This window comes from Sporichthyaceae bacterium (assembly GCA_036493475.1).
GTDB lineage: Bacteria > Actinomycetota > Actinomycetes > Sporichthyales > Sporichthyaceae > DASQPJ01.
Window position 1 is genome coordinate 1 of sequence record DASXPS010000077.1, and the last position, 13,949, is coordinate 13,949.

Annotated in this window: 13 protein-coding genes; 7 read left to right on the forward strand and 6 right to left on the reverse strand. The window is 68.3% G+C overall.

The genetic code is table 11. The annotated features are described in order from the left end of the window. The 6 genes from VGJ14_08475 to VGJ14_08500 form a co-directional block, all read left to right on the forward strand. On the forward strand, window positions 1-639 hold a 639-nt coding region (locus VGJ14_08475; GenBank protein ID HEY2832444.1), incomplete at its 5' end, for a serine hydrolase. Between the two features lie 61 nt (window positions 640-700). Then, entirely contained in the window at window positions 701-991 is a 291-nt protein-coding gene (locus tag VGJ14_08480) for a hypothetical protein (GenBank protein ID HEY2832445.1), read from the forward strand. Beyond that, complete coding sequence (locus VGJ14_08485) at window positions 988-2,319, forward strand: hypothetical protein (protein ID HEY2832446.1); 1,332 nt, start codon at window positions 988-990, stop codon at window positions 2,317-2,319. Before VGJ14_08480 ends, VGJ14_08485 begins: the two co-directional genes overlap by 4 nt. Further along, window positions 2,316-3,065, forward strand: a complete 750-nt coding sequence (locus VGJ14_08490) for a hypothetical protein (protein ID HEY2832447.1) — start codon at window positions 2,316-2,318, stop codon at window positions 3,063-3,065. The genes VGJ14_08485 and VGJ14_08490 overlap by 4 nt, the downstream gene beginning before the upstream one ends. After that, window positions 3,065-3,670, forward strand: coding sequence for a hypothetical protein (locus tag VGJ14_08495; protein HEY2832448.1), 606 nt, complete (start codon window positions 3,065-3,067; stop codon window positions 3,668-3,670). Before VGJ14_08490 ends, VGJ14_08495 begins: the two co-directional genes overlap by 1 nt. 139 nt (window positions 3,671-3,809) lie before the next feature. After that, window positions 3,810-5,276: a hypothetical protein gene (locus VGJ14_08500; protein HEY2832449.1), complete on the forward strand. Its 1,467-nt coding sequence runs from the start codon at window positions 3,810-3,812 to the stop codon at window positions 5,274-5,276. On the opposite strand, the gene VGJ14_08505 is transcribed toward VGJ14_08500, so the two are convergent. The 6 genes from VGJ14_08505 to VGJ14_08530 form a co-directional block, all read right to left on the reverse strand. After that, a complete protein-coding gene (locus tag VGJ14_08505; GenBank protein HEY2832450.1) occupies window positions 5,248-6,468 on the reverse strand; it encodes a type II secretion system F family protein in 1,221 nt (406 codons plus the stop codon). The two genes, VGJ14_08500 and VGJ14_08505, sit on opposite strands and share 29 nt — an antisense overlap. A gap of 27 nt (window positions 6,469-6,495) precedes the next feature. Then, window positions 6,496-7,854: a type IV pilus twitching motility protein PilT gene (locus tag VGJ14_08510; protein ID HEY2832451.1), complete on the reverse strand. Its 1,359-nt coding sequence runs from the start codon at window positions 7,852-7,854 to the stop codon at window positions 6,496-6,498. 106 nt (window positions 7,855-7,960) lie between these two features. Further along, window positions 7,961-9,220, reverse strand: coding sequence for a hypothetical protein (locus VGJ14_08515; GenBank protein HEY2832452.1), 1,260 nt, complete (start codon window positions 9,218-9,220; stop codon window positions 7,961-7,963). 163 nt (window positions 9,221-9,383) lie between these two features. Then, on the reverse strand, window positions 9,384-11,063 hold the full coding sequence (locus VGJ14_08520) for an ATPase, T2SS/T4P/T4SS family (protein ID HEY2832453.1): 1,680 nt from the start codon (window positions 11,061-11,063) through the stop codon (window positions 9,384-9,386). Further along, a complete protein-coding gene (locus VGJ14_08525) occupies window positions 11,060-11,536 on the reverse strand; it encodes a hypothetical protein (GenBank protein HEY2832454.1) in 477 nt (158 codons plus the stop codon). The genes VGJ14_08520 and VGJ14_08525 overlap by 4 nt, the downstream gene beginning before the upstream one ends. Window positions 11,537-11,571: 35 nt before the next feature. Continuing rightward, the gene (locus VGJ14_08530; GenBank protein ID HEY2832455.1) at window positions 11,572-12,675 is read right to left on the reverse strand and encodes a PilT/PilU family type 4a pilus ATPase; all 1,104 of its coding nucleotides are present in this window, start codon (window positions 12,673-12,675) and stop codon (window positions 11,572-11,574) included. A gap of 168 nt (window positions 12,676-12,843) precedes the next feature. Here VGJ14_08530 and pilM point away from each other — a divergent pair, with 168 nt between their 5' ends. Next, window positions 12,844-13,935 carry a type IV pilus assembly protein PilM gene (gene pilM / locus VGJ14_08535; protein HEY2832456.1) on the forward strand — a complete coding sequence of 364 codons (1,092 nt, stop codon included), beginning with the start codon at window positions 12,844-12,846 and terminating at the stop codon, window positions 13,933-13,935. Window positions 13,936-13,949: the final 14 nt, after the last annotated feature.

Below are 13,949 nucleotides of genomic sequence, written 5' to 3' on the forward strand. Positions count from 1 at the left end.
GGCGAGGCGTGGTTGTACAACACCTGCTCCGACGTCCAGGGCCTGCTGATCGAGCGTGTTACCGGACAGGGGTTGCCCGATGTGCTCAAGGAGCGACTGCTCGAGCCACTGTCGATGGTGGACACCGATTTCGAGGTGCCCGCGGCGAAGCGCGATCGCTTCGTCTGCCGGTACGGCAACGGCCCCGACGGCAAGCCGGTGCTCTTCGACGCCCCGGACGGGCACTGGTCGAAGCGTCCGGCATTCGCCTCCGGTGGGGCGGGGCTCGTGTCCACCGTGGGCGACTGGTACGCCTTCGGCTGGATGCTGCTCAACAAGGGCCGGTTCGGTGACCGGCAGATCCTCTCCGAGCAGGCCGTCGTGCAGATGACCAGCGATCAACTGACGCCGGATCAGCGTAAGAACAGCGGGCTGTTCCTGGATGGGCAGAGCTGGGGCTTCGGCGGCAGCGTGGACGTCGACCCGGTGAACCCGTGGAACACGCCGGGCCGGTACGGCTGGGTCGGCGGCACCGGGACCTCCGCGCACATCGACCCGGTCCGCGGCACGGTGGCGGTACTGCTCACCCAGCGGGACATGACGGGGCCGAAGGCGCCCGCGGTCATGCGTGACTTCTGGCAGGTGGCGGCGGGGGGCTAGTCGGGGCAGAATCGCGCGCGCGGGCCTGTGGGCAACTCGAGGACGTGGGCGGGGGTGAGCGGTGGCCAATCTCAAGGTCGACTACGCGATACTCGATAGCATCAGGCGGTCGGCGGCGCAGATCACCGCCGAGTTCGAAGACCTGAACGAGCGCCGCGAAACTGACGCCGCCATGTGGGGTGGCTATCAGGTGAGATCCGCAATGGACGACTTCGCGTCGAACTGGCATGTCCACCGCGAGGCCTTGTCCGAGCAGATCCGGGCGCTGGGCGAGAAGTGCGCGAGCGTAGCCGAGACGTTCCGGGCAGTCGAACAGGTCTTGTCCCAGGCTGTGGGGCAGGGACCCTCGTGAGCTACCGGCCCCTGGACTGGGCGCCGCTGGCCGAGACCGATCCGCTGCCCGGCGACCCGCAGGCGATCTGGGAGGAGGCGGCGCGGCTACGCGACATGGCTGCGGAAGTCCAGGACCAGATAGCGGCACTGCGCGGCATTGGCGAGGTGGATCTGGTCGGCGAGTACGTCGAAGAGTTGTTCGCATCGGCGGAGGATGTCGCGAAGAAGCTTGACCTGGTTCGCGACCGGTATGTAAAGGTCGCCGGTTACCTCAACCAGTGGGCCGGAGAGTTGGACGACCTCCAACGCCGGACCTTGGCGGCGCTGCACAACGCCCTGGATGCCGAGCGGTTGCTCCAACGGGACGCGCACGCCGACCTGCCGGGCGTGATTCCCTCCGGCTATCTGGGTGCCCACCTGATCGAGCCGGCGGAGGCGCCGGCCTTAGCGGTGTTGGCCAAGGCCCGCCGAGATCTGCAACGGGTGCTCGACGAGGCCACGGCGCGGGACCGGCACTGGGGCAGCACCATCGGTGATGCGATCGATGACAAGCTGACCGACCACTGGCGCGACCATCTGCACCACTGGGTCGAACGCAATCACCGTTGGCTCAAGGATCTCTCGACCGGATTGGGCTGGGCGACGACGATCGCGGCGGTCGGCGCGATGGCTTTCCCACCAGCGGGCGTCGCAGTGCTTGCCCTGTCGGCTGCGAACCTTGCGATCCACGGCACGGAAGCCCTCGGTGGCGAGAAGGGGGCGTTGTTCGAGGCCGGCCTGGACATCGTCGGCATCGCCAGCTTCGGGTCCGGGAAGCTGATTTCTCGAGGTCTGGGTCGGACGTTCGAAGCCACGCAGGAGGCTGCAGCCGCAGCGGCGAGCGGCGAGACCGCGGCCGGTGTGCGGGAGGCTGCATCCACTTCCGCCGAATGGGAGACGGCGGTTCGGAATGCCGAGTCCGGAAGCATGGAGGAGCAGCAGGCGGCAAGGGACTATTTCCGCGACGTTGAACGGAGCGCCGAAGCGGTTGGAAACGCCGAGTCCAGAGCAGTCTTTGACACGGAATCGGCCAACGTGGGCTTCTTGAAAGCGCTGGCGGCCGGTTCCAAGGACGACGCCCACCTGATCAACGACACGAAGTTGTTGGTAGCGACGTATGGCGATGACGCGGCGGTTCAGGCCGCGGCGCTGCCCTTGAGTGTGTGGGAGACGGCGGGGCAAGCTAACTGGATCCCGGCGACAGCCTTGGACCTGGGCGATAAGACGGCGAGGTTCATGCCCTACGGCGGCGCTTACAAAAGGTACGAGGACCAGTATGTGCTGAGCGGAGGGGACTTCTACGAATGAGTATGTGGCGGAAAAAAGGCCACGACGGTGCCGCGTACAAGACGGCCGGTGAACTCGGGCACAGCCAGTTCGGCACCCCGCTCGACCAGATCTTGAACACGCGTGTCCGGCCGCCTATTGGTAAGTGGCTGATGGTTCCCGCGAACTGGGGCGGCTACGACAAGGACGCCAAGCAATGGTCGCAGACCACGGCACCGCTGGTCTGGGGCATGTGGATCGAACGGAACCCGGGCGCCGTGCATCCCGGCCGGGAGGCCGTGGCTCGCACAGCTTTGGAATTGCAGACGTACGCCGAGAAGTATGGGGGCTTCGACCCCACGCAACCCGTCGAGATCGTCACCTACCTCTACGTCCCCGATCCCAACAGGCATGCCTTTCCGTTGCACCTCTGGGTAGACGACCGGCCGGGGCTGACCGTCGAACAAGCGACCACGGACGCGGGCGCGATTTCAACGCCGGTTGCCGAGGAGTTCAGTACGGACATGCTGGGTGTGGGCCGAAAGGTCACCTGCCACGGCACGTTGGACCCACAACCGGGTGACCTGCCGGGGACGCGGTCGATGTGGGTGTCGGTGTACTACGCGTTCGCGATCCCCGGCCGTCAGGCGGTGGTGACCGTGCGGGCAACCGATACCGATCTGGGGTGGATGAGCGCGGCATCCGACGACCTCGATGAGTTCGTCCGGTCCGTCAGATTGGAAATCATCGGCGGGAAGCCGTTCACGCTCGGGCCCACGCAGAGCTGATGGGCGCCGAGCCGCCAGTCGGCTATCGGATTGCCCTGCCCCCGGGCTGGGCGCGTATTCCGCTGCGCTGGGGGACGGACGAGGCCATCGCCGCCATCGCCGATGCCGTCTTTGGCGACCCGCTCGTGGACGACCAGCTCACGGCTCGTCGTGCGGCCGCAATCGACGAAGTGCACAAGGCGGCGGTAGCGGCGCGAGACGGCCGGGGCGTGCATCTGTATCTGCCGATCAGCGACATCCACGGGCTTATCGTCCCGGCGTCGTTTGTGGTGGCGGACGTCGCGTTTGGTTCGCCAGACCCGCTCGATCCGGCGCTGCTCATTTCGCGGCTGGCGGCCGATCCGGGTGCGAAGCGAGTGCGGATCGATGGCGTGCCCGGCACTCGAACCGAAAGCGCCGCTTCGGCAGATCCCGGACGGGGGACCCCGTTGCCGTCGCGACGCATCGATTACGTCATGCCTTTCCCCGACGATCCGGACCGATGGCTGGCCGTCACTTTCTCGGTGCTGCAGCCCGTCGATGGGGCGGGTGACCTGTCGTCCACGTGGATCGAAATGTTCGACGCAATGATGACCACGTTCCGCTGGACCCACGCCACGGCGTGAACGGGGAGGGCGAGCGACGCCGCGCTCGCGGGAGATTTGGACCCAACTGGCGAGCTCGGACCATCGCCAAAATTCAACCGGTACGCAAAAGTGTCCACGACGTCGTGCTGAACCAAATCGGGAGCGGAGGCTCATTCACATGTCGCTGCCGCTGGACCAGGCCCTCCACGTCACCGTGCACTGCGACCGCCGCAAGTGGTTGCTCATCCCCACCGCTTGGGGCGGTCGGTTCAGCGACCCCCAGGAGTGGGCCGACACCGTGGCGGCCCGTTGCTGGGAAGCATGGCTGGACCGCAACCCCGGTGCCAAGCCGCCCGGTGTTCACGCGGTTGAGCGCACGGCGCTGCTGTTGAAGACCTACGCGGACAGGTACGGCAGCTTCTACGCGCCGCAGCCGGACGAGGCGCTCACCTACCTGTACTTGCCGGATCCCGCCGGGAACGCCTTCCTGATGCATGTGAGCGTGGACGACACGTCAGGACTGACGGTGGCCAAGGCCATGGCCGAGCCCGACATGGCCTCGGCGTCCGGGGTGGAGGAGTTCACCACCGATGCGCTGGGCACGGGGCGGAAGTTCACCGTGCAGGGCGCCCTGGACCCGCGGCCGGGTGATCCGCCGGGACCACCGGGAGAGTGGCTGTCCATCTGCTACATCTTCGACGTTCCGGGTCGACAGGCCATGGTGACCGTGCGGGCAACGGACTCCGAGCCGACCCACATCAACGCGGCGGGCGCCGACCTGAACGAGTTCGTCCGCGGCATCACCGTCTCCACGGCCGAGACCTCTGGGGAAGCGTGGGATCCGCATCCGGGCCGCGCGGTCTCCCCGGCGATGAGTTCCGTCACGACGGGCGGTTCGCAGCCGGCCGGTGCGGGGGAATCGCCGGCGGCGGCGCCTCCACTACCGCAAAATCTGGCGGCCCGCGCCGGCCGGGTTGCGGTTGCCGTGGGCATCGGTCTCTTCGTCCTGATCGCGGTGTGGCGGTTTCCCTCCGGCCATCACGATGATTCGTCCAACACCACCGATTCACACTCGCCGTTACCGCCGCAACGACATGCCACTTTGGATTATCTCGCCGCCGCCTCCTGGAAGCCGCAGGTCGACATCCAGGACACCGATTACCCCGGTGCGGACGTCTATTACGCGCTGAAAGCGGCGGGGGTCGCGCCCCTGACATTCGGGCCCGGCTGGCGCATACAGCTCGATTCCGCTCCGGCCGACCCGTCGATCCACCTGTCTGACCTGCTCGCGGAGCTCACCGTTGTCGGTATCGGGACGACGCCGTGCAGCAAGGCGATCGATGTGGCGAGTCAGCCGCCGGACGGGTTCCACGCCCCCACGGCGCTGGCGGGCCTGCCGTCCGGGTGGCGGGGCGTCCGGTCGAGCTATCTTCTGGAGCCCACGATCAGCCTCGCCGGTTGCCGGGCGGGCACATTGGTCTATGGCCGGATCGACGCGTTGGGGAGCGGTCTCACCAACGATGAGGTGGACGCCGCCGCTGACCGCCTGGCCGCCGCCATTTCGCACCGCGGCATCACGAAGTTCCGCGCCGGCACGGCGCCCAGCGTCAGCGGGGCTACTGCTGCACCAGATCAAAGATCTTGAACATCGGCAGGTACAGCGCGATGATCATCGACCCGATGATCGATCCCAGCACCGCGATCATCAGCGGTTCGATGATCGCGGTCAGCGATTCGGTGGTCGCCTCGACGTCGTTGTCGTAGAACTCACCGATCTTCGACAGCATCTCGTCCAGCGCCCCGGTCTCCTCGCCGGAGGCCATCATGTGCACCACCATCGACGGGAAGATCGGGTGCTTGCGCAGCGGACCCGACACCGATTCACCGGTCTTCACCGATTCCCCGACGTCGCGCAGCGCCCGGCCGATGACCACGTTGCCGCAGGTCTCCGCGGTGATGTCCAATGCGGAGAGGATCGGCACGCCGGCCCGCAGCAACGTGCCGAACGTGCGGGCGAAGCGGGCCAGCGCGATCTTCTGGAACAGCTTTCCGAAGATCGGCACCTTGAGCTTGAACGGGTCGACGACGTCGCGGACCTGCGCGGTGTCCTTGTACCGACGCCACGCCACGAACCCCGCGACGGTGCCCACCGCCCCGATCGGCGCCAGGAACTTCATCCCGTGCGAGGCGGCGACCAGGATTCGGGTGGGCAGCGGCAGCTTGCCGCCCAACTGCTGGAACAGGGAGTCGAAGGTGGGCACCACGAACAGCAGCATCGCGATGACGGCCAGCACCGCCATCACCAGCACCACCACCGGGTAGGCCATCGCGGACTTGACCTTCGAGCGCAGCTTGACCTCGGCCTCGAAGTTATCTGCGATCTGACGCATCGCCAGATCCAGGAAGCCGCCGGTCTCACCGGCGCGCACCATGGACACCATCAGCGGCGGGAAGACCCGCGGATGCTTACCAAAGGCCACCGACAGCGCGTTACCCGCTTCGAGGTCCGCCTTCACCAGTCGCAGCACGCGGTTCAGCTCAGGGTTCTCGGACTGCTCCGACAGTATCGTCAACGTGCGCAGCATGGTCAGCCCGGCGTTGATCATCGTCGCGAACTGCCGCGAGAAGATCGCCAGCTCCTTGAGCTTGACGCGTCCCTTGCGCAGCTTGATCTCGCGCTCGAGGCCCTGCGCGGCCGGCCGGATCTCCAATGGGCGGTAGCCCATCGACCGCAACCGGTCGGCCACCGCTGCCTCGGTCTCGGCCTCCACCTTCCCCTCGACCAGCCGGCCGCGGGTGTCCTTGACCTTGTACGCGTACTGAGTTGCCGTCGCCACAGGTGTTCTCTTCTCAGGGATAGGCGGTCAGATGGACAGCGGGAGTTCCGCCGGGCGCAGTTGCTGCGGCGGACGGCGCAGGGTGGAGCCGGTCAGCGTGAGCAGGTCCTCGCGGTTGGAGCAGTGCTCCAACGCCTCGGCCAAGCTGATGCGGTGCGTGCGCACCAGATCGGCCAGGTGCGCGTTGAGGGTCTGCATGCCGTCCTTGGCACCGGCCTGCAGCGCACCGGGGATCTGCGGCAGCTTGTCGTCGCGGATCATCGCGCGGATTCCCGGTGTGCACACCATGATCTCCACCGCCGCGCAGCGCCCGTTGCCGTCCGCGGTGCGCACCAGCGTCTGACACACCACGCCCTGCAGGGTGGCGGCCAGCTGGGTGCGGATCTGTTGTTGCTGTTCGGCCGGGAACACGTCGACCACCCGGGAGATGGTGTCCTGCGCGGACTGGGTGTGCAGGGTGGCCAGCACCAAGTGTCCGGTCTCCGCGGCGGTCAACGCCACCGAGATCGTCTCCAGGTCGCGCAACTCGCCGACCAGGATGATGTCTGGGTCCTGACGCAGCACGTGGCGCAGCGCGCGACCGAAGGAGTGGGTGTCCACCCCGACCTCTCGTTGGTTGACGATGGAGTTCTTGTGCGTGTGCAGGAACTCGATCGGGTCCTCGATGGTCATGATGTGGTCCTGGCGCATGCGGTTGGCCAGGTCGATGACCGCGGCCAGCGTGGTGGACTTACCCGAGCCGGTCGGGCCGGTGACCAGTACCAGCCCGCGCTTTAGCTCCGCGAACGACGCGATCACCCGCGGCATCTCCAGGTCCTCGAGGCTGCGGATCTCCCACGGGATCACCCGCAACACCGCGCCGATCGATTCGCGCTGCTGGTAGATGTTCATCCGGAACCGGGCCTTGCCGGGCAGTGTGTAGGCCAGGTCGAGCTCGAGGTTCTCCTCGAACACCTTGCGCTGACGCTCCGTCAGCATTGCGTAGATGACGTTGCGCAGCTTCTCCGAGGTGAGCACCGGCTGGTCCTCGACCAGGATCATCCGGCCGTTCTTGCGCACCGCCGGTTGGGTGCCCGCGGTCAGGTGCAGGTCGGAACCGCCGACCTCGAGCAGGTGCTCGAGCAGTTCGTCGAGGTCCACCCGCCTGGCCGCGATGCGGGCCTGCCGCTCCGCCTCGACGGCGACTGCGGCAGCTTCGGCCGCGGCGATCGCCTCGGCGCGGTGCTCCGCGGTGACCGCGGCGATGGCGTGCTCGTGGGTGTCGGCCAGCGCATCGGCGATCTCGTAGAGGCCCAGCACGTCCTCGCGTTGCGCGGGGATCGACGACTGGCCGTACGTGGGCAGGGTGTCGTACGGGGGCAAGTCGTACGGGACGGACTGATCCACCAAGGCCTCCGGGCCGAATGACGTGGGGCAAGGCCGGCTGATCGCCGTCCTAGGAAGACATTCGTCATTCGGTGGGGCGAAGTTGAGTCACCGACGCTAGGAGGTGTCAGTCCCCGGGCTCGCCGGGGCCGTACTGCGGACGGATCGCGGGGGCGCGGTCCACCGACCGGTCATCACCGGCGGGGATCGGCGCGACGGGCCCGGTGGCCGGAGCGCCGGTGCCCGGCGCGACCGTCGGCGTGCTGGAGGGCAGCGAGCTCGCCCGGTGCGACGGGCCGGACGCCGGCACCGCGGCCGGCGCGCGGTGCTTACCGGTGCCCTGCACGATGATCGGCGCGGTGGACTTCAGGCCCGGCTTGCCCGCGGCCGGCGACGGGATGCCGGGCGGCGGCTTGGGCTTCGGCTTCGGCCGGTGCTTGGGCTTCGGGCACGGCTTGAGGTTGATTGTGTGGCCGTAGGCGGGCATCGGGTCGCCGATGTACTTGCGGCACGGGCCGTACTCGATCGGCGCGACCTGTCCGGTCCACCACGAGGTGCGCTTCTCCGCCCCGTTCCAACCAAAGGAGAAGTGGATGTGCGAGTAGTGCGGGTCCGGACCGCCGTAGTGCCGCCAGCCTTGGTCGGACTCATAGACGCCCCAGATGCGACGATTCCAGATGACGTACATGATGCCCACCCGGCGGGCGTTGACGGCGTCGTCGGCCAACAGCCAGTCGATGACCCGCTGCCCGGCCACCACGTCCTCGTAGTTGTTCGGGTTCAGCATCCAGTCCCAGGCGCGGCCTTCCTTGTGCTCGGACAGGCCGCCCTTCCCGCAGGCGCGGGTGGCGCCGCCGCTGTAGCCGCGGTTCCAGGTGCGCAGCACGAACTGCTCGAAGGCCAGCACGCCGGGCTTGATGATCGGGTCGCAGGACACCTGCGGCAGGTAGGGGCTCTTCTGCTCCACGCCGGCGGGCAGCACCACCCGGGCGGTGGGCACCGGGGCGAAGCCGGCGTGCTGCGGGAAGGTGGCGGCATCGCCGGGGGTGGCGAGGCCGATGACGGTGGGCAGGCTGACGGCGCCGGCCACCACGCCCGCGATCCGCGCGCGCAGCGCCGGGTCGGTGCCGTCGATCAACTCGTCCTCGTTGACCGCGACCGGCGCGGTCAGCCGGCGCAACGGGTCGAGGGCGGGCGGGGCCTGGTGCTCGACCAGGTCGAAGGCGCGGGCCACGATGGCCTCCGCGGCGGCCACCGGGTCCGGGGTGACCACGGCGCGCCAGTCGGCCGCCGGCGGCAGCGTGCCGTACTGCGGCAGCGGGGCCAGCAGTTCGTCGTCACGGCGCCTGCGGCGGCGCGGAATACGGCGGACCTGCTTCGGTGACACGGTGTTCCCCCGGACTGATCGGTGCTGCGCTTGCCCGATCAGTCTTTGCGCGCAGAACGTCCGCCGATCACCCGATACGTCCGAATCGGTGACGCATTCGACCGATTTGCACGCTCACCAACGCGGACAATTCACCCGTCCGGCCCAGCCCCGATCAGGTGGGTCAGGCGACGACGCGGAGGATTTCCTCGACGGAGGTCAGGCCGCGGCGGACCTTGAGCCAGCCGTCGTCGCGCAGGGTGGTCATGCCGTCGGCCACGGCCACCCGGGCGATCTCGTCGCTGGTTGCCCGGGCCACCGCCAAGCGTTCGATCTCCTCGCTGACCGTCATGACCTCGTGCAACGCCATCCGACCGCGGTAGCCGGTGCGGGCGCACTGCGTGCAGCCGACCGGCCGGTACAGCAGCGGTGGGCCGTCCTGCACCGGGAATTGCAACTCGGCCAGCTCGGTCATCGTCGGGGTGTACGGCACCCGGCACGAGGTGCAGAGCATCCGACACAACCGCTGGGCCAGGATCGTGTCCACCGCCGACCCGACCAGGAAGGGCTCGATGCCCATCTCGATCAACCGGCCGATGGCTGACGGGGCGTCATTCGTGTGCAGCGTGGTCAGTACCAGGTGGCCGGTCAGCGCGGACTCGACCGCGATCTGCGCGGTCTCGTGGTCGCGGATCTCACCGATCAGAATCACGTCGGGGTCGGCGCGCAGGATCGAGCGCAGGGCCTTGGCGAACGTCAACCCGGCCTTGGGGTTGGTCTGCACCTGATTCACCCCGGCCATTCGGTACTCCACCGGGTCCTCGACCGTGATGATGTTGACCTCGGGCCGGTTCAGGATGTTCAACGTCGCGTACAGCGTGGTCGACTTACCCGACCCGGTCGGCCCGGTGACCAGGATCATCCCGTACGGCTTCTGGTAGGCCGTCTGGTAGCGCGCGAAGTTCTCCTCGGAGAAGCCCAACTCGTTCAGGCTCATCGCGGCCGTGCTGTTGTCCAGGATGCGGGCGACGATTTTCTCGCCCCACACCGTGGGCAACGTGGCCAACCGCAGGTCGATCTTGCGGCCCTGGTGGTTGACCGACAGCCGCCCGTCCTGCGGCACCCGCCGCTCGGCGATGTTGATGTCGGCCATGATCTTCAGCCGGGAGATCACGCCGGACTGCAGCGACTTCGGCGATCGGTGCGCCTCGTGCAGCACACCGTCGATCCGGTAACGCACTCGCAGGTCGGTCTCGGTCGGCTCGATGTGGATGTCCGAGGCACGGTCGGTGATCGCCTGCGAGATCAGCAGGTTCACGAACCGCACGATCGGCGCCTCGGAGGCCACCGCGGTGAACCCGGCGAGATCCGTCGCCTCCTCGACCTCCTGGGTGGAGATCGTGCTGGTCAGATCCGACAGCTCGCTCTCGGCGCGGAAGATCTGATTGATCCGGGCGGCGATGTCCTCCTGCGCCGCGACCGCGAACCGGATACGACACCGGGTGATCCGGGACAGGTCGTCCTTCAGCTCGATGTTGCCGGCCTGCGCCAACCCGACGGCGACCACCAGTTCGGAGTCGGCGAAACCCAACGGGAGCACGCCGTAGCGGCGCGCCTGATCGCCGGGCAACCGGGTGGTGGCGGTGGGGTCGATGGCCACCGTGCCCACGTCCACCCACGACAGGCCGAGTTTCGCGGCCTGCACCTGCATCAACTCGGTCTCGTGGAGCCGACCCTGCTCCATCAGCACGTCCAGCGCGCCGCGGCCGTCGCTGGCGCCGACCGCCATCGCGTGGGCGAGCGCGTCGGGGTTGATCAGTTCCGCGTCGAGCAGGGCGCGCAGGGCAAGACTGTCCGAGGTCACTTGACCGGCGGCAGCGCCGAGAGCGCGGCGGCCGGATCCTCCTTGTATCGCGTGATGAGTTCGGCGGTCGCCTCATCGATCCGCTCGAACAGCGCCTTGCGGTACGCGGTCAGCTTCTCCTCGGCGGCGCGCAACCGGGACATCGCCTCGGCCACCGCGTCCGGATCGTGCGGGTCGATCTCGGTAACCCACATCCACTCCGACTCCGGCAGGTCCGGCAGCGGGTCGGCGGACCGGATCGAGGACAGCGCGGTACGCGAGGCCCCGGTACCGGTGTCGCCCAGTACCTTGATCAACTGAGGCAGCGTCAGCGAGCCCTGGGTGCCGGAGCCGGCGGCCAGCAGGTCCAACCGGGCGTGCACCAGGCGACGCCAGTAGGAGACCTTGTCCTCCTCGGACTGCAGGTTCTTGCGGTAGGCGCGCAGCGTCGGCAAATCCATCGCGGCCAAATGCCGCGGTGCGTCGTGCGACATCGATACTCCCGAGGTGCGCGCAGGTGGAATCGCACTCATCGTGTCACGACCTCCGCTCGAGCCGCGGCCATACCGGCCCGCCGCAACATCACCGACAAGTCGTGCGGACGGCTGGCCACCAATTTGGCGTCCTCGATGTCCACGACTCCCTCCATCACCAACCGGCACAGGTCCTGGTCGAACGTGTGCATGCCCGAGTACGACCCCGCGGCGACAAGATCCGGGATCGTGTCGGTCTTCTCCGGGTCGGCCACCGCCTCGGTGATGCGCGCGTCCGCCACGGCGACCTCCATCACCGCGACCCGGCCGCTGCCGTCCGCGCGCGGCACCAGCCGTTGGCAGACGATGCCCTTCAGCGCCGCGGCCAACGACAGCCGAACCTGGCGCTGCTCGTGCTCGGCGAAGAAGTCCACGATGCGGTTCACCGTCTCCCGGGCATCGGTGGTGTGCAGCGTGGCCATCACGAAGTGACCGGTTTCCGCGGCGGCCAACGCCGCCCGCACTGTCTCGGTGTCGCGCATCTCCCCGATCAGGATCACGTCGGGGTCCTGGCGCATCGCGGCGCGCAGCGCGGTGTGAAAATTGCGGGTGTCCGCGCCGATCTCGCGCTGCGACACCGCGGCTACTTTGTCGGTGTGCATCACCTCGATCGGGTCCTCGATGGTGACGATGTGCACCGCGCGGTTGACGTTGATCGCGTCGACCATCCCGGCCAGCGTGGTGGTTTTCCCCGAGCCGGTCGGTCCGGTCACCAGCACCAGCCCACGCGGCTCGAGCGCCAGCTTGGTCAGCACCGGCGGCATGCCGAGTTCGTCCAGCGTCAGCGGCGATTCGGTGATGTGCCGCAGGACCGCGGCCACCTCGCCGCGGGTGCGGTAGACGTTCACCCGGAAGCGGCCCGCGTTCGGCACGGCCAGTGCGAAGTCGACCTCGTTGGTCTCGGCGAACCGGTCGGCCAACTCGAACGGGATGATCGGCAGCACCAACTCGGCGACCTCGGCGGGGGACAGGTTGTCCTCCCGCACCAGGACAAGTGTCCCGGAGATCCGTAGTCGTGGCGGGCTGCCCGGTTTGAGGTGCAGGTCCGAGGCGGCGTTGGCCACCACAGCACGCAGATATGGCGCGAGCGCGAACGTCATACCCAGTTGTCGGTTGCCGCGTCGCGTGGCTTTAGGCCGAATGGGCGCCGATCATGCGCAGCGTTTGGGCGGCGTTGGGTGGGTGGGCGGGGTCAAGGTCGGCCCGAGGGCATCCGATATCAGCGGCAACACGCATGGTGCGTGGGTCGTGAAATGCGCAGGTGATCGGTGAACCGCCCGTTCGATCGCAACATCGTGGCCCTGGACATCGGAAGTTCCGGCGTGCGCGCCGGGCAGTTCGCCATCAGCGGCCGCCGCCCGCGACTGGACCGTTACGCCACCGCGCCGCTGCCCACCGGGGCGGTGACTGCCGGGCTCATCGTCGACCCCGCCGCCGTCGGCAAGGCACTCAAGCAGTTGTGGTCGGCGGGCAAGTTCAACACCAAGCAGGTGGTGTTCTCCGTCGCCAACGACCGGGTGCTGGTCCGTCAGTTGGACCTGGACTGGATGGAACCGGCCGACTTCCGCAAGGCACTCGCCTACTCCGTCGCCGACCAGATCCCGATGACGCTGGACGACGCGAACCTCGACTACCACGTGCTCGAGGACATCGCCGCGGTGCCCGAATTCGGCCTGGACCGCACCCTGCGCATCCTGTTGGTCGCGGCGACCCGGGACATGGTGGAGACCTTCTCCAGCGCACTGGACATGGCCGGGCTCTCACCGGTGCACGCGGAGCTGGCGCCGTTTGCGCTGATCCGCGCCGCCGCCCCGACTACGCTGCCCACTGCCGCGGACACCGCCGAGGCCATCGTGGACATCGGCGCGGACACCCTCACCGTGGTGGCGCACACCGGCGGCCGGCCGCGCTTCGTGCGCACCGTCGGGTCGCTGGGCGGGCGGCTCATCACCGGCGAGTTGCAGCAGAAGTTCGGCTGGTCGTTCGACGAGGCCGAGCAGGCCAAGGCGTCCTACGGCCTGCCGCGCCAACGGGCCGCCGGCGAGATCGGGGTGGACCACCCCGCACAGCGGGCGATGGAGGAGCGGGTCACCGCAGTGGTCGCCGAGGTGCGCACCACGCTGAACTTCTTCCTCGGCGCGGGCACCGGTGTCACCCAGCTGTCCCGCATCGTGCTCACCGGCGGCGGTTCGCTGCTCGCCGGGCTGGACGAGCGCATCGGTGCGGCCATGCACACCCCGGTCGTCGGGCTGACCCCGCCGGACACCGTGAAGCTCGCCGGGGTCAAGCCGTCGGATTTGAACGGTGCCGGGTCGGTCGCGTTGCTCGCGGGCCTGGCGTTGGGGGTGGCGTCGCGTTGAGCGAGCGCAGCGAG

Excerpts from the sequence above, each read along its gene's own strand:
- VGJ14_08490 (HEY2832447.1), top strand. The coding sequence starts at position 2,316 with ATGAGTATGTGGCGGAAAAAAGGCCACGACGGTGCCGCGTACAAGACG.
- VGJ14_08495 (HEY2832448.1), top strand. The coding sequence starts at position 3,065 with ATGGGCGCCGAGCCGCCAGTCGGCTATCGGATTGCCCTGCCCCCGGGC.
- VGJ14_08500 (HEY2832449.1), top strand. The coding sequence starts at position 3,810 with ATGTCGCTGCCGCTGGACCAGGCCCTCCACGTCACCGTGCACTGCGAC.
- VGJ14_08525 (HEY2832454.1), bottom strand. The coding sequence starts at position 11,536 with ATGTCGCACGACGCACCGCGGCATTTGGCCGCGATGGATTTGCCGACG.
- VGJ14_08530 (HEY2832455.1), bottom strand. The coding sequence starts at position 12,675 with ATGACGTTCGCGCTCGCGCCATATCTGCGTGCTGTGGTGGCCAACGCC.